We start from the raw sequence: 16,322 nt of genomic DNA, 5'->3' as shown, positions 1-16,322 counted from the left end.
TTATAAGATGAAATATGTTGGTATGCTATGCTGTTTTTTGCTTTTTGGCAAAATGACGGCTCAAGAGATTTATGGAAAATTGATAGATGAGTACAACAGGCCCATTGAAGGTGCTTACATTTTTAACATGAACTCTGAATCCCATGCCCATACCAATGAAATGGGTATGTTCAAGATAAAAGAAACAAGCCCAGGGGATAGTTTAAAAATAGGTGCATTGGGCTTTAAAAAGATAAGTGTTCCCTTAAGGGAACAGGATTTTGGAAAAAGCCTGAACCTTGTGCTTCAAGAAACCGCTTTGGAACTTGGTGAAGTTGTCATTAGTCCAAAAACCAATGCCCTGTCCGTCTTGAGCAAGATAGATTTGATGGTGCAGCCCGTGGGATCTTCCCAGGAAATCCTTCAAAAAGTACCTGGCCTCATCATTGGGCAACACGCGGGGGGAGGCAAGGCGGAGCAGTTATTTTTACGCGGGTTCGATATAGATCATGGAACCGATATTGCACTCACAGTGGACGGCATGCCCGTGAACATGGTATCTCATGCACATGGACAAGGCTATTCCGACCTCCATTTTGTGATTCCTGAGACCGTTGAACATATAGATTTTGACAAAGGACCATACAATACGGGAAAGGGAAATTTTGCCACGGCGGGCCATGTCGATTTTAAAACAAAAAATCTATTGGAGAAAAATACAGTGCGTTTTGAATATGGTGATTTTGGGTGGAACCGCAGTCTGGGCATGTTCAATTTGATTTCGGAGAAAAAAGAGAATGCCTATGTGGCGGCAGAGCTTTTGCGCTTTGATGGCCCTTTTGAAAGCAGCCAAAACTTTTCCCGCATCAACCTATTTGGAAAATATACGGCCCGTTTTAAGGAAAATACCACGCTCTCCACTTCCATTTCCTATTTTACAAGTACCTGGGACGCATCAGGTCAAATTCCCCAACGCGCTGTCGATGCCGGACTTATTACAAGGTTCGGTGCCATTGATGATACCGAGGGAGGCACCACTTCCCGGGCCAATATCAATGTTGAATTTCAAAAACAGTTGGACAAGGATAGCTTTTTTAAGGCAAACGCTTACCTGGGCAAGTATGATTTCAATCTATTTTCCAACTTTACCTTTTTTCTGGAGGATGGGGAAAATGGTGACCAGATTGAGCAAAAGGAATCCCGGAACTTGTTTGGCCTCAACACAGTAATCAACAGAAATATGGAATTGGGCAACACCAATTTGGCATTGCGGATCGGGGCAGGGTTTCGTTATGATTTTGTTGAAGGAAACGAACTTTCGCATACACTCAACAGAAGAACAGTGCTGGAAAACATCCAATTGGGAGATGTAACGGAAACCAACCTATATAGTTTTTTTGAAGCAAATTATGAGTTTGGCAAGTTTACATTGGTTCCAGGAGTTCGGTTGGACCGTTTTGAGTTTGGCTATGTTGATGCTCTTCAGGAGAATTACCTGAACCAACGGGTCAAAAAAACAAGACTCTCCCCAAAATTGAACCTACTTTTTGATCATAATGATAATCTACAGTTCTTTTTAAAATCCGGTATTGGCTTTCATTCCAATGACAGTAGGGTTTCGGTGGCCCAAAATGGAAAAGAAGTACTTCCCGCCGCTTATGGACTGGATTTAGGTACTATTTTTAGGCCCAGCCCAAAATGGTTTGCCAATATGGCACTTTGGTACCTCTACCTAGATCAGGAATTTGTTTATGTCGGCGATGCTGGGATTGTGGAGCCCAGCGGACGTACGGAACGCTACGGTATGGATTTTGGCCTTCGCTATCAAATTAACAATTGGCTTTACCTAAATTCCGATCTTACCTATACTAAAGCTAGAAGTGTGGACGAGCCCAGCGGAAGTGATTATATTCCCCTTGCACCCGATTTGACCATGTCAGGTGGAGTAACAATCAATGGATTGAACAAATTATCTGGAGGAATACGTTATCGGTATTTGGATGACAGACCTGCCAATGAGGACAATTCCATTGTTGCAGAGGGATATTTTATTGTGGATATGAATGTAAACTACAAATTGGACAAAGGATTGGTTTTGGGTGTTGCCGTTCAAAATTTGTTCGATACAGCATGGAACGAGACCCAATTTGCAACCGTTTCACGCCTACGCAATGAGCCACAACCCATAGAAGAGATACATTTTACTCCAGGAAACCCATTCTTTATCAAGGGAAGTATTCAATATACTTTTTAGGGAATAAACTTTTCAATATTTAAGATATTTTCACCAGCCTAATTAATAATGGGTTCGACATAAAGTCCATTTGTTATAGTGATAAAACCAATATTATCAATGAATGTCTCCTCGAGCTCAGTCGAGAGGTTTTTTAAACTTGAATGATTAACGTAGATTTTGCCATTCGACATACTCAGGATAACAACTCGACTTGAAAATTTTGTAATTTATTGAAAATCAAATTGATATTTGTTTTCCTAAATCAAATTCTCTTTGATTACTTTTTAAAAGCAGCTAGGTGTGGTTTTAAGCCTCAAATCCCGTAAAAACAATTAAATCAGGAGGAAACGGTACCGAGTACGTACAATTGTTCCAGAGTTGGGAACTCACTTCCGCCAGCTGGCTCCAAGGTAATTCCAAAAGCTTGGGACTCATTGGGATTTGCTAGGGCAAATACCTTATTGTCATCGTTCATAAAATCTTCCAGCAGACCCACACTGGTTGGCGTAAGTGGATCTAGGGTCAATGACCAAACTTGATAAGCCATTCCCTCAGGAGGTTCTGGCAAGCCTTGGGCATCTATAAAAAGCTGTTGCTGTTCCTTGTTCCAATAGGCCTTGGCATAGGAATCTGGCGATACATTTTGCCCGCCCAACGGGATTACGGTCACATTCTTATCACGCAATGTGGACAAAAGCTGCTTGGATTTTTCAAGGGAATTGTTGGCTTCGGCAATCTGAAGTTCCATTTGGCGCATTTCCGTTTCCGCAATTTTGATTTCCGAGCTGAGTTCTTGATTTTGATTATACAAATAGGCAAGACCAACCGCAAATATTACGGAAGCCGCCCAACCCACATATGGCATCCATGACCTCTTTTTACTGTCCAAAGATATTATTTTGGTCTCTGAAGCTCCATCTAACCTATTCTTAATGGAATCAAAGGAAGGAACATTGTTAGGTGCCAAAGCTGCCGACAGGTCAAGGATCGCTTTTTCAATCTCAATGATTTCTGCCTTGATCTCTGGATATTCATTGGCATAGTTGGCCACTTCCTGATTTTCCTTTTCAGAAAGTTGCCCGGCAACGTAGAGCTCCAAAATGCCCGATGTTATGTATGCCTTTGTATCCATTAGGTGTTTTTCATGTTCTCCCTTAATTGGGATATACAGCTTCTATTTCTTGTTTTAACGGTTCCCACGGGAATGTTCAGGGTTTCAGAAACTTCCTTCTGGGTATATCCCTTAAAATAGAGAAGGTCGATCAATTCAATACATTTTTGTTTCAATTTATTGATGAAACGTCCTATGCGTTCAATATTCACACTATTTTCTTCACCATCTTCAGGGTTTTCCAAAATACCTACGAAGTATTCCGTGGAAAGGTTCAGTTTTTGGTTTTTATGGGATTTTGACCTCAATTCATCTATCGCAGCGTTTCTTGCTATGTTCAATATCCAGGTAAAAAACCGCCCTTTGGAACTATTATAGCTTGCAGCCCTGTTCCAAATCTTTACAAATACGTCTTGGCAAATTTCTTCAGCCAAGGCACTGTTTTGAACAATTGCATTGATGACCCCACAAATGTTTTCAGCATATAAATTGTACAATTGCTCAAAGGCTTGAACATCCTTTTTTTGAAAACGTACAACTAAATCGTCGAGGTGCATTCTTTTGCTTTGAATAAAAATAGTAATATAAGCATTAAAATAGGCAACAGCGAAAAATTTGAACCGAAGCAAAAGATTACAGGCCCACTTTAGACCAACCCGTTCCGGAGGCACAAAGTGAATCAAGTCACCTCGGCAAACCAGCACACCGAAAGACAGCACTTTGGAGAACAAGTTTTTGGTTTGAAAAAGGAACCATCCTCAAAGTACGGTATCCACAGATGGATTTCCTTTAATAAATGGCAGCTAGAACTAAACCTACTAGGGATGGTCCCATGTGCAAAGGCGACAAAACCCATGGAAAACAAATGAGATAAACCTTATCCAACTGAATTATAAGTTCATCATGAATTTTGAGACTTTCATGGGGAAATATGTACCTAAAAAGAAGCAAAAACTTGTACAAATAGAGGTGCCACGAAGCACCTGGGACTCTTAATGAAAGTGTCAAAGCTTGCAGTTTGTGTGGATTTTGAGATAAGTACTTGGTTTTTAATTAAACACAAAGCAAACTTTTTTTATAAAAAAATTTGTTGGATTCATTTTTTGAGTATGTTTACGCCGTAAATGAGTCCATCACTGGGACGCATTGCCTTTTAATTTGAAATATTTTTTCAAGTTCGGGCTTATGGGGATAAGGAGGTCTACCCAGAAAGCCGTCTTAGGGATAAGGCACCGAACAATTGGGCTGGCTTCCGAAATGTATCTTCAGGTTCGTGATTTCTCACGAAGCTTTTCCTTTTTAGCACATACCGTGTTCGTGTTTCGCATTTGAGTCGTGGTCTTTTCTATCGATTCTTTATCAAAAAGTTAATAATGCGAAATACAAATGAAAACAAAATACATCGATCTGATCGAACAGACCTATGAATTCCCACAAGAAGAATTTCATGTAAGGGAAGGAAAACTACAATTTCACAACATTGACCTATCCAGGCTGGTTGAACGTTTTGGGGCACCGCTTAAATTCACATATCTGCCCAAAATTTCCGAGAATATTCAAAGAGCCAAAAAGTGGTTTGGCACTGCCATGGAAAAGCATGGATATTTGGGTAAATACCACTATTGCTATTGCACCAAAAGCTCACACTTTGAACATGTGTTGAATGAGGCTTTGAAAAATGATATCCATATAGAGACTTCTTCAGCATTTGATATTGATATTGTTGAAAACTTAAAGGATTCGGGAAGAATTTCGGATAGTGCTTATGTGCTCTGCAATGGATTCAAAAGGGACCAATATATCCAGAATATTGCCCGATTGATCAATAACGGCCACCAAAACTGTATTCCAATCATTGATAATTATGAGGAGCTCGGATTGTTGGGCGATAACATAAAAGGCAATTTTAAAATAGGTATCCGGATAGCATCCGAGGAAGAACCCAAATTTGAGTTCTACACTTCCCGTTTGGGGATTGGATACAAGAACATTGTTCCATTTTATACCAAGAACATTAAGGACAATCCCAATGTGGAGCTAAAAATGTTGCATTTTTTTATCAATACGGGCATTCGGGATACGGCTTATTATTGGAACGAACTTCTAAAATGCCTCAAGGTTTACGTCAACTTAAAGAAAATTTGTCCTTCACTGGATAGTTTAAACATTGGCGGAGGGTTCCCCATCAAGAATTCATTGGCTTTTGACTATGAGTACGATTATATAGTGGACGAGATCATCAACCAGATTGGTCAGGCCTGTAAGGAGGCTGGGGTGGATGTACCGCACATTTTTACCGAATTTGGAAGCTTTACAGTAGGGGAAAGCGGGGGAGCCATTTATGAGGTACTCTATCAAAAACAACAAAATGACAGGGAAAAATGGAACATGATCAATTCATCGTTCATCACCACTATACCCGATACTTGGGCCATCAACAAACGGTTCATTATGATGGCCATCAATAGATGGAATGATGAATACGAGCGTGTGCTATTGGGGGGATTGACGTGTGACAGTGATGACTACTATAATTCAGAACAGCACATGAATGCCATCTATCTACCTAAGTTCAAAAAGGACAAGCCCCTTTATATCGGTTTTTTCAACACAGGGGCCTATCAGGAAACGATAGGTGGCTTTGGTGGGCTGCAACATTGTCTAATACCACAGCCCAAACATATTTTAATTGATAGGGATGCTGAGGGCAACTTTTGGACCGAAGTGTTCTCGGAGCAACAAACGGCCTCTGATTTTCTGTCCATTTTGGGCTATAACAAGCCTGAGCTTAGGGAAAAGGCGGTCTTTATTAATGAAAACTTGAAATATCACCAGAATTGACAGTAAAAGGAAAATGGAATCAAAATTAAAACGGACATATGCAGGAATTCCCATGGAATACGCCACTTCGGAAAAATCAAAAGTGGTGCTGATCCCGGTCGCTTATGACGGTACCAGCACATGGGGAAAGGGAGCCGACAAAGGACCTGGTGCGTTTTTGGAGGCTTCAGAAAATATGGAACTCTATGACATTGAGACCAAGAGCGAGGTGTACAGGAAAGGCATTTACTTGACCGAAACCTTGGAAGATTATGGCTCACCTAACGAAATGGTGGTCAGTGTGCATAATATCGTAAAAGAATATATCGCTAGAAAAAAAATGGTTACCCTGATTGGCGGGGAACATTCGATTTCCATTGGTTCAATCAGGGCATTCAATGAGTCCTATCAGGACTTGACTGTACTTCAGATTGATGCCCATGCCGACCTTCGCAAAGAATACAATGGTTCACGTTACAACCATGCCTGTGCACTTTATGAGGCCTCTCAGAATACCAATTTGGTCCAAGTGGGCATTCGGAGCATGGATCATTCCGAAACCTTGGTGATGAACCCTGACAATGTCTTTTTTGCCCATGACATGGTGTCAGATGATTTTTGGATGGACAATGTGATTGAATTGATGACTGACAACGTGTATATCACCTTTGACCTTGATGCATTTGACCCATCAATTTTACCTTCTACAGGAACCCCGGAACCTGGTGGACTTCTTTGGTACGAAACCCTGGAATTCTTGAAAAGGGTGTTTGGGGAATGCAATGTGGTGGGATTTGATATTGTGGAACTCTGTCCTAATCGGCATGATAAATCTTCTGATTTTTTGGCGGCAAAACTCTATTACAAAATGTTGGGTTATAAATATTGCCAAAAACCGGAGGTAGAAGATGATGGGGATTTTAGTGAAATGAAAGAACAATTTAAAAAAGAGGGATATATATCCGAGGATTATGACAGGTAAAAAGGGAGAAATATCAAGGTTTTTGGAAAACTATTTCCTTCATTTCAATGCAGCGGCATTGGTAGATGCCGCAAAGGGATACCAAGATCAATTAGAGCAGGGATCAAAGATGTTGGTCTCTTTGGCAGGGGCAATGAGCACTGCGGAACTTGGAAAGATCTTCTCAAAAATGATACGGACCGAAAAAGTGCATATCGTATCGTGTACAGGGGCCAATTTAGAAGAAGATGTCATGAACTTGGTCGCTCATTCCCATTACGAAAGGGTGCCCAATTACAGGGATTTGACCCCAAAAGACGAATGGAAACTATTGGAACGGGGGCTTAACCGGGTAACGGATACCTGTATTCCGGAGGAGGAAGCCTTTAGACGGTTGCAAGAGCACATTTTTAAACTCTGGAAAAAAGCCGAACAAGAAGGGAAGCGGTACTTTCCTCATGAGTATATGTACCAATTACTACTTTCCGGGGTTCTGGAGGAACATTATGAAATTGATATCAAGGACTCCTGGATGTATGCCGCTGCAAAAAAGAACCTTCCAATGGTGGTGCCCGGTTGGGAGGACAGCACCATGGGCAACATTTTTGCCAGCTATGTGATGAAAGGGGAACTGAAAGCCAGCACGGTTAAATCCGGTATAGAATATATGACAATGCTTGCCGACTGGTACAGTTGGAATTCCGGAGACGGGGTCGGGTTTTTTCAAATTGGCGGTGGCATTGCCGGAGATTTCCCCATTTGTGTGGTGCCCATGCTCTATCAGGATATGGAAGAGACAGATACTCCCTTTTGGAGTTATTTCTGCCAGATCAGTGATTCAACGACCAGTTATGGCTCGTATTCCGGCGCGGTGCCCAATGAGAAGATCACTTGGGGAAAATTGGATATCGACACCCCAAAATTCATCATCGAATCAGATGCCACTATAGTGGCCCCTTTAATTTTTGCCTACCTCCTAAACATGTAAAAATGAAAAACAATACAGCTACAATGAATTTAAAAAGAGTAATCGTTGACTACAAAAAGCTCAATAATGCCATACTCGACCTTTTGGTGGACAGATACCCGGATGGGTACGATGACAGGGACATTATCAGTTTTAGGAACTCACTGGGGGAATGGGTGGAATGTATTGAGGTTCGGACCGAGGACACCGTTTATCTGGTCAAGGTAAGCAAACGGCTCACCATGGCCATGGAAGATTATGAATTTTCCAATGATGATGAAAAAGATGGGATTCCGGATGAAGATCCAATGGATTTGGAAGAGGAGTAAATTATTGTAACTAAAGTTATAACCATTATTTTAAAGACTATGAAAACACTTATTGTCCTTTTTGTTGCCATGACCGCTTTTTTCCAAGGCGAAGTGTCACAGGAACTTAGCTTGGAAGCTACCTATCTTGGCTTCGAAGAGGGTATTTACACCTTTGTTGATGAGTACGGGGAAGAACATGAATTCTCTGATATTGATGCAAAAGTTTCGAAGAAATATGATTTGGATTCGGGGGATTTTGTTGGCCGGAAATTTAAGGTGACCTATGAGATTGATACAGAGATTGATGAAAATGATGAGGAGTACGATGTCAATTACATCGTAGGCCTAGTTCTGATTGATTGATGCAAAGAAGGGCAGGAATCTCCTGCCCTTTACCAAAAAAAACATATGAAGAAAGTAATCAAATCCCGATTGGTAGCTGTCCATGGCACAAAAGTGATGGTACTCAAAAAAAATGGAAAACCGAGAAAGTACACTTTGCCCGGGGGGATAAAAAAGGGAAAAGAGACCGAAGCACAGGCATTGGTTCGTGAAACCTCTGAAGAGATAAAATTGAAATTAACCAAAGATCAAGTACAATTTTATCTGTCCCTTACAAAAATGGCCAACAAGGAGCAGATCAATAAGAATTACTTCTATACTTTCCTAAAACCACAAAAAATAGCGGTAAAGGAAACACATAAATTCGATTCCATAAAATGGGAAAACTGGAAAATGGCTAGAGAATTTATGGATAAATCCGATAGATTGGCCGTAACGGCCTATTTCAAAAGCATACGAAGAAAAGAAAAAAACAAAAAGCACAATGAACACCAAATTTCATCTCGCATTGCCATGTAAAAACATTGAAGAGACCAGGGAATTCTATGTGGACGTCATAAAGGCTCAACTGGGCAGAAACACGGAGAAGTGGTTGGATATCAATTTGTACGGCAATCAGCTCACATTCACCTATACAGGTCACTTTAATTTTGAGTTTAAGAACTACAAATTGGACGACTATATATTGCCGTCCTTTCATTTTGGAGTGATTGTACCTGTAGAGACATGGGGGGAACTATATTCCCGACTTTTCAAAATGGATTTGGAAGTAACAACGGAAGCCACATTTATGCAGGATAAAAAGGGAGAGCATCTGTCCTTCTTTATTCAAGATCCCAATGGATACATGCTGGAGTTTAAAAGTTTTAAGGACAATGATGAAATTTTTGCCACATAAATGAAAGATAGGGCCATTGCGTTTCATGTTGCCAAAAGTATTGATATAAGTGGTTGCAGAAGCGAATTTGGGAGTAAGCTTGTTTTTGGGGATAGGGACGAACTGTTCTACCAGGAATCTGATGGTTTTATTTCCATTTTTAGATATGGCACGGTTTCCTTATTTGGATTTGATGAAACCAAGGTCAGTACCATATTAAAGAAGCTCCAGCATTTTGGAAATGGGTGGAAAACTTCCGATTTAAAAGAAGAGGTTACAATAGTTCTGCAACAAGAGCTCTTAGCCCCAAGAGTGGCAAATGATAAAGTAGTGCTGCCAATTGCCAATACGGAAGCTGTACGGTTGACTCTCTTACATTTATCCCAGTCTGTGGCTTTGGATCACTTTGCACGGCTTTCCGAGCAGATTTTGAAGGAAACAAGAAAGCATACCACTCATCTAGAACTTTTTGGAAAGTTGGACATTGGGGGCAAAAAACTGAAAAAGCACATTGGGCGTGTATTGAACATCAATAACCAAATTTCTGAGCACTTGTACATTTTTGATTCCCATGAAGTGGTTTGGGAGGATGAAACACTTGATCAATTGGACAAAAGCCTAAAACACTTGTTCGATCTAAAGGAACGCTACCGTACCATCAAGGAGCAGGGCCATATCATCAAAGAGAATCTTAGTCTTTTTAAGGACATTATGGAGCATCGTGAAAGTAGTCGGTTGGAATGGGTGATCATCATTTTGATTTTGGTGGAAGTGCTCGATCTCTTCATCACGCGAACAATCAATTAAAAATCACCTTTTTGAACAATCAAAAAAATCCTGGGGAGCTGGGAATGGTGTAGTTTGGACATGCTTGGAATTCCAGCCATAAAAGCCAGGGTAAATTTTTGGGTCAGGATATCCTCATTCCAGGTCTAGATGCTTCTACAACATTGTAATGGCGATTGCCTTATGGGGTGGCAAAGTGGTCAGAAAGTAAAAACAGGGCATATAGCCCTGCTTCTTATCAATCAAAAAACGAACAGTTTGGGAACTATACAATTTCTCTAAATTCTTCCACAGTGAAGAAATCTTGGTCATCATTATTGATGAAATAGATACCATCCCTTTTAAAATGCTGTATCATTTGGTCATCCACTTTCACGGCAAACCCATCTGCTGTAGGAATTACTTCAAACTTGTCGGTTATTGACTTTCTATATTTCAAGACAAAATATTGATCAAATTTGTCATCATTATTCGTGTCTACAGCAATCAATTTAGTGACTTTGGCCGCCGAGGTTTCCCTGTCTTGATTTACCTTTCCCTTGTCCATATCATCCATTTGAATGGGATAGTTGCGGTGCTCCATAACCTTGATGTTGTATACAGTCTTTGTTCCATCTGATTGGATGGTAAAGGTTTTGTTTAGGGAGGCATTGAGTTGACCCGGATTTGTATTTTGTGCCTGAAGGCCAAATAAGGTGATAAGGGATAAACTTAGTATGTTGAATATATTTTTCATGTGTATAAAATTTTTAGGATTAACAAATACTTTTTTGGTTGTGGGCTCCAGTCTTATTTAAGGTAGGAGGTAAACATCCAGTTTCTTTTTTCCAATGCCCTCAAGAAGTCTGTGAGCATCTGCTCTGTGGCGACGTCGCCAATATCTAAAGAGGCTCCTAGTGCAGACATCATGTTTTCATGAAGGACTTCAAAATCTTTGAGTACTTCCCGCACCATTTCAATAGCGGATAAATGTTGCTCTGTTTCCTTAAGTTCGGAAAGTTCCAGGGTTTTCTTTAAGGTAAAATTGGGTTTGATTCCAAATACCCGGATACGTTCAGCAACAACATCGATGTTCTTTTTTACAGTGTTGTATTCTTTTTCAAATTCATCATGTAGCTCAAAAAACTCCGGGCCTTCAATATTCCAATGAAAATTCCTCAATTTATTATAATGGACTTGATAATTGGCCATCAACGTATTTAGATGTACCACTATCTCTGCCGTTTCTAGATAGGTGAAGCCTAGTTTTTTGAACTCTTTGTTTTTAGCAATTTTATTTTGTGTTTTTATGATTTCCATAGTGATGTGTTTTAGATTTTTTATTCATTTTATGCAATCAATAAACAGCCAATATCCTTACGGATAAAGTTTGCTGCTTTGATTTATTTGTGATTAGAAAAAAGGCTTGGGAATGAAGTTCCCAATGAAATATGATAAGCCAATTAATTGGCTTAGAAGACTAAAGGCTTAAGAAGTATCAGTGAATGATTCATATAATCAATATACAGATATATTGCAGAATATCAAGTGTTTAACAGGATTTAACAGAATTAACACTGCTTTAAGGGTTTCTTTTGAAAACTATATAAATACAAATGAAGAATGGCTGTATTTATCCAATTGTACCGTTTTGACAAGGTATAAGCCAGCACATAATTTTTGTCTGGTCTCTTTGATATCATCCTAGCTCAACCGTAAGGAATGTTCCTAACATGATTTATTGACAGGCTTAAGAGAAAACCCTAAAAAAACGGCTTGGCTTTGGGAGGAGGTGGCATATGTGGCTTTGCCCATTTGGGTGTTGTAATGCATCCTTGTTGTTGGAGGTGAATCCCTACCTAGGTTTGAATGAAATTGAGAACGCTACAGAAATGGGTATTGCCATGTGATGATAAAAACCGCGGAAAAGAGGTTGAAACCTACCATTACAATGCAACATGACAAATTACTAGGTGAGACTTGGAAGTATTTTGCCTATTACAACCATTTCTTTTTTTTGAAGTAATAGACCAAAAAAATAAAAATCAATGCCATGGCCCCAAGTAGGATATAATAGCCGTATTTGAATTTGAGCTCTGGCATGTTTTCAAAGTTCATTCCATAAATACCAGCAATAAAGGTCAGGGGTATAAAGATGGTGGCTATGATGGTCAATACTTTCATAACCAAGTTCATTTTGTTGCTGATGGCAGTCATGTACATTTCCATAAGGCTCCAGGTCATCTCCCTATATATTTCAATACTTTCGTTCACCTGCACAACGTGGTCCTGAAGGTCCCTGAGGTAAATAATGATTTTCTCGGAAATCACCGAATGGGTACTCTTTTCAATCTTGTTCACTACATCACGTAATGGCATTACCGCCCTTCGTATTCTTAGAACCTCTCTTTTTAAGGCTTGTACTTCCAAAGTGAAACCTTCATTGGAGTCCATTTCAAACAATCTATCCTCAAACTGTTCCACTTTGTTTCCAATCTCGTCTATCAAATAAAAATAATGGTCAACAATGGCATCCATTAATGCATATAAAAGGTAATCCGCCCCCATGGTTCTTAGAATCCCCTTGCTCGCCCTTAACCTATTGCGAACTGGGTCGAACACATCTCCCTCGGCTTCTTGAAACGAGATTACAAAACCTTTCCCAAGTACCAGACTGACATGCTCCACCACCAAACTGTTTTCATTGTCCAGATGTAACATCTTTAGAACCACAAACAGATATTCCCCGTACTCTTCAAATTTTGGTCTTTGATTGGTATTTACAATATCCTCAATGACCAAGGGATGCAGACCGCAATAATTGCCTATTTTCTGGATTTCCGAGGTATGGTGAAGACCATTGATGTTGATCCAAGTGATAGGTTTGGAATCTATATAACCAAACACCTTTTCAATGTTGCTTGATCTGTCCTCTTCCAGTACATCCTGATCGTAATCAAATGCTTCAATAAATAGGTCTTTGTCCAATTTTTGGCCAACATATACAGGTGTCCCCGGAACTTGACCAATGGTCGCCTTTGAGCTGGTCCTTTTCTTTAAGGTCTTGGTATAATAATTGGATTTTTTTCTAGCCTTCACCTGTTTTTTTTTCAAGTATTTCAATGCCTTTTTGGATGACCAGATTTGTAGGGATGGTCACTTTTCTGCCATCGTCGGTTTTCATAAAAAGATAGAAGGCACTAATATCTTCAACCACACCGGTCCAGTCAAAATCTTTGTCCAAGATCCTAATTCTATCTCCAAGACGCAGCGGGTGGCTAAAAAACAAGATTATACTGGCGGTTATATTGGACAATATGGACCATTGCGCAAAAAAGCCAACCCCCAATACTGCAAGTACAGAAGCAATAAATACTGCAAAATCCTCCAGGTTCACACCCCAAATGATGAGCAACACAGTTATGGAAAAGAGATAAATCAATAGATAGCTAATATAAAATACCACCTTTCTACTATTGACATCAATGGCTGCCAACCTACCAAAACGTTTGATGGCACCTTTTACAATCGCAATAAATAGGATTGTACTTACTATTAATATTATCGTTAAAAGTATTTCGGTTTGGGTTTTTGCCATGCTTTACTTCTTGCAAACGATTTGAAGGTAGTATAAAAAACAACAACAAGATAAGAAGATGCCGGCGTATTTTGTAAAGAACCCAAAAGAAACTGAAATACACTTTGCGGACAATGGCATGGATTCAAGAAACGTGGGATAACTGCCCCTCCCACCTGATCAAGGAAGCATCTTTGTAAGCTTAGAGAATTTCTCAGACCGAAGATAGAGTCGTTTCACTCCGTTGGTCTTATCTCCGAGGAACCCCCCACTTTTTAGGAGATTTATGCCCCAACGGATGGATTTATTTTTGGTGCAGGAGTTATTCTAAAACCGTTTCAAAACAGATACACCAATTAAGCTGGAAAAATGAGTCTCGAGAAAGGCGTTTACGATAACTTAAAAGTCAAGTTATTACGACCTTAAACCCAGTTTTTAAGGACAAAGTTGGCAGCATCTTTTATCGGCATTCCAATAAAAGACGCCGTCTACTTATGGATACAAGTAAAATGTGACTTATCTTACAGTGTCCAACACTTTCATTATGAGCTAAATGTGTTGGAAAATACATTGGGATGATGAAAAAAATCAATCTGTGGTTAGTATTGGTGATTTGCACCTCGGTTTGGTCCCAGTCCAAGATTGAAGGCCATATATATGATAAGGACACCAACACACCCTTACCTTATTGTTCCATCAAAATATTTGGATCCAAGGAAGATTACACCATTACAAATGAAGATGGGAAGTTTGCCATTGGTCAGGAGCTTGCCAATGATTCCCTAGAAATAAGGCATATTGGATTCAAACCTAAAAAAGAAGCCTTATCTTATTTTAAATCCGAATCCAGACTGTACCTTGAGACGGACGTCTCCGCTTTGGATGAAGTGATCCTCACCGCAGGGAAGGACAAAGAATATCCGTATAAATTGTTGGCCCAAGTCGTGGAAAAGTACCGAGCCAGAACTAAAGTGACCCACAGCAAGGCCTTTCTTAAGTTGAGTTCATCAGCCCGGAACATCCCTATAGAACAAATTGAAGGTTTTTACAATAGTGATCAAAGCTTGTCCGGAGGTATCTTGGATCTGAAGGTAAAAAGCGGCCGGTTCGGACAGAATAAAAAGTTTGCCTTTTATAGTCTTGACAACACCAAAATTCTAAGTGATTTTGAACTGTTTGGAACCACGAGCCAATTATTGCCAAATTATCCAGGTAATATGAATTACGAGGCGATTTCCAGAAAGTACAAAGTAAGGATTGACCCCTGTTCTTCTTGTAATGAGCAGGATGTGGCCATTGCCTTTTTCCCCAAGAGACCCAATGGCAGGTTGTTTTATGGTAAACTCATAGTGGACCATGCCCTGTTGACCGTCAAAAGAATTGAATTGGGCGTTAAGGAACCGAACATTACCGATTTGGCTTCCATTAATGAAGACATTGAGCTTATACCCATGGAAATGCAACTTGATATTGCCTTTGACCCAATGGATTTGGATAAGATCCAATACCTGGATCTAACATTGCGAATGGATTACAGATTCGATGACATTTCTGAAATCATAGATTCCCGCACTTTTCTCTATACTTATGACTATGATTCCACTTTTGAGATGCCATATTTTACCGAAGAATTATCCTTCAACAATGATTACGATAAAATTATTGCTTTGCAGGCCTCCGATCATTTTTGGGAATCAAACTATCAATTCCCCAAAAGCTTTAAGGACAATCGTTCCATGAACTTTATGAAGGAACATGGCTATCTGATCAACTACAACAGCTATATTCCACTAAGCGATCTTATATACGCAAAACCCTCTGTATTGTCCTGGGACAAGAACTATCGTTTGCAGTGGGAACATCTCACAAACTTTATGCCTGTGCAAGAAGACAAAACAGCTCGGAAAAATGCAAGAGGCAAAAGGGATGTAACCGTGGGCAAATCCTTTGATTCGCCTGTAGCTGCACACATACAGAGCACAAGCGTTAAAAATGGTAAGGGACTTAACATTACCTATATGGTAGATAGATATCTGGATGGGGAAGGAAAAAACAACACGGTAAGCCGAACCTTATTGGATCTCAATGCTTCCCAATTTAACAATGATGGCTCTAGAAACAGGTTGGCCTACATCAACATAATTTTTGATATTTATGAGGTTTACCGTCAATTGGCGTCTTCCCGTATCACTGAAAGCATGAATTCTGATGAGGCAAAGGCCATATTTGATGAAATATATCAGGGTGCAGCCATTGAGGTCAAAAAAATGCAAAGAGAGACGCAAAGAGGGGCAGATCAGGAAGCCCTACAGTTATGGAACCGAAGAATAAATGCTAGATTGGGCGTGGATAACTTATCGTTGAACCGCTGATGAT

At 39.9% G+C, this 16,322-nt stretch carries 16 protein-coding genes; 10 read left to right on the top strand and 6 right to left on the bottom strand.

What is annotated here, in order from left to right:
* The first annotated feature begins 7 nt into the window (after positions 1-7).
* Positions 8-2,233, top strand: coding sequence for a TonB-dependent receptor (locus ACO6S0_RS11140; RefSeq protein ID WP_422348456.1), 2,226 nt, complete (start codon positions 8-10; stop codon positions 2,231-2,233).
* 319 nt (positions 2,234-2,552) lie between these two features.
* Here ACO6S0_RS11140 and ACO6S0_RS11135 read toward each other — a convergent pair whose 3' ends face one another.
* Together ACO6S0_RS11135 and ACO6S0_RS11130 are read right to left on the bottom strand one after the other, a co-directional pair.
* The gene (locus ACO6S0_RS11135; protein ID WP_422348455.1) at positions 2,553-3,347 is read right to left on the bottom strand and encodes an anti-sigma factor; all 795 of its coding nucleotides are present in this window, start codon (positions 3,345-3,347) and stop codon (positions 2,553-2,555) included.
* Positions 3,347-4,057, bottom strand: a complete 711-nt coding sequence (locus ACO6S0_RS11130; protein ID WP_422348454.1) for an RNA polymerase sigma factor — start codon at positions 4,055-4,057, stop codon at positions 3,347-3,349. Before ACO6S0_RS11130 ends, ACO6S0_RS11135 begins: the two co-directional genes overlap by 1 nt.
* Positions 4,058-4,712: 655 nt before the next feature.
* Here ACO6S0_RS11130 and ACO6S0_RS11125 point away from each other — a divergent pair.
* Genes ACO6S0_RS11125 through ACO6S0_RS11090 form a run of 8 tightly spaced genes read left to right on the top strand, consistent with a single transcriptional unit; the run spans position 4,713 to position 10,411 of the window.
* A complete protein-coding gene (locus ACO6S0_RS11125; protein WP_422348453.1) occupies positions 4,713-6,167 on the top strand; it encodes an arginine decarboxylase in 1,455 nt (484 codons plus the stop codon).
* A gap of 13 nt (positions 6,168-6,180) precedes the next feature.
* A complete protein-coding gene (gene speB, locus ACO6S0_RS11120) occupies positions 6,181-7,128 on the top strand; it encodes an agmatinase (RefSeq protein ID WP_422348452.1) in 948 nt (315 codons plus the stop codon).
* The gene (locus ACO6S0_RS11115) at positions 7,118-8,095 is read left to right on the top strand and encodes a deoxyhypusine synthase family protein (protein WP_422348451.1); all 978 of its coding nucleotides are present in this window, start codon (positions 7,118-7,120) and stop codon (positions 8,093-8,095) included. The genes speB and ACO6S0_RS11115 overlap by 11 nt, the downstream gene beginning before the upstream one ends.
* Positions 8,096-8,097: 2 nt before the next feature.
* On the top strand, positions 8,098-8,403 hold the full coding sequence (locus ACO6S0_RS11110) for a hypothetical protein (protein WP_422348450.1): 306 nt from the start codon (positions 8,098-8,100) through the stop codon (positions 8,401-8,403).
* A gap of 39 nt (positions 8,404-8,442) precedes the next feature.
* Positions 8,443-8,748 carry a hypothetical protein gene (locus tag ACO6S0_RS11105; RefSeq protein WP_422348449.1) on the top strand — a complete coding sequence of 102 codons (306 nt, stop codon included), beginning with the start codon at positions 8,443-8,445 and terminating at the stop codon, positions 8,746-8,748.
* Between the two features lie 45 nt (positions 8,749-8,793).
* Complete coding sequence (locus ACO6S0_RS11100; protein ID WP_422348448.1) at positions 8,794-9,246, top strand: NUDIX domain-containing protein; 453 nt, start codon at positions 8,794-8,796, stop codon at positions 9,244-9,246.
* The gene (locus ACO6S0_RS11095; protein ID WP_422348447.1) at positions 9,212-9,625 is read left to right on the top strand and encodes a VOC family protein; all 414 of its coding nucleotides are present in this window, start codon (positions 9,212-9,214) and stop codon (positions 9,623-9,625) included. Before ACO6S0_RS11100 ends, ACO6S0_RS11095 begins: the two co-directional genes overlap by 35 nt.
* Positions 9,626-10,411 carry an RMD1 family protein gene (locus ACO6S0_RS11090; RefSeq protein WP_422348446.1) on the top strand — a complete coding sequence of 262 codons (786 nt, stop codon included), beginning with the start codon at positions 9,626-9,628 and terminating at the stop codon, positions 10,409-10,411. It abuts the gene before it with no gap.
* A gap of 244 nt (positions 10,412-10,655) precedes the next feature.
* Here ACO6S0_RS11090 and ACO6S0_RS11085 read toward each other — a convergent pair whose 3' ends face one another.
* From ACO6S0_RS11085 to ACO6S0_RS11070, 4 genes are all read right to left on the bottom strand, one after another.
* A complete protein-coding gene (locus ACO6S0_RS11085) occupies positions 10,656-11,126 on the bottom strand; it encodes a hypothetical protein (protein ID WP_422348445.1) in 471 nt (156 codons plus the stop codon).
* Between the two features lie 53 nt (positions 11,127-11,179).
* A complete protein-coding gene (locus tag ACO6S0_RS11080) occupies positions 11,180-11,689 on the bottom strand; it encodes a Dps family protein (RefSeq protein ID WP_422348444.1) in 510 nt (169 codons plus the stop codon).
* A 678-nt stretch (positions 11,690-12,367) separates the two neighbouring features.
* Entirely contained in the window at positions 12,368-13,483 is a 1,116-nt protein-coding gene (gene corA / locus ACO6S0_RS11075) for a magnesium/cobalt transporter CorA (protein ID WP_422348443.1), read from the bottom strand.
* Complete coding sequence (locus tag ACO6S0_RS11070; RefSeq protein WP_422348442.1) at positions 13,458-13,967, bottom strand: mechanosensitive ion channel domain-containing protein; 510 nt, start codon at positions 13,965-13,967, stop codon at positions 13,458-13,460. Before ACO6S0_RS11070 ends, corA begins: the two co-directional genes overlap by 26 nt.
* Positions 13,968-14,521: 554 nt before the next feature.
* On the opposite strand from ACO6S0_RS11070, the gene ACO6S0_RS11065 reads away from it, so the two are divergent.
* Positions 14,522-16,318, top strand: a complete 1,797-nt coding sequence (locus ACO6S0_RS11065) for a carboxypeptidase-like regulatory domain-containing protein (protein WP_422348441.1) — start codon at positions 14,522-14,524, stop codon at positions 16,316-16,318.
* Positions 16,319-16,322: the final 4 nt, after the last annotated feature.

It is taken from the genome of Flagellimonas sp., from assembly GCF_965233845.1.
Taxonomy (GTDB): domain Bacteria; phylum Bacteroidota; class Bacteroidia; order Flavobacteriales; family Flavobacteriaceae; genus Flagellimonas.
The sequence above is the reverse complement of the archived record's forward strand: the minus strand, read 5'-3'. Positions and strand labels throughout refer to the sequence as shown.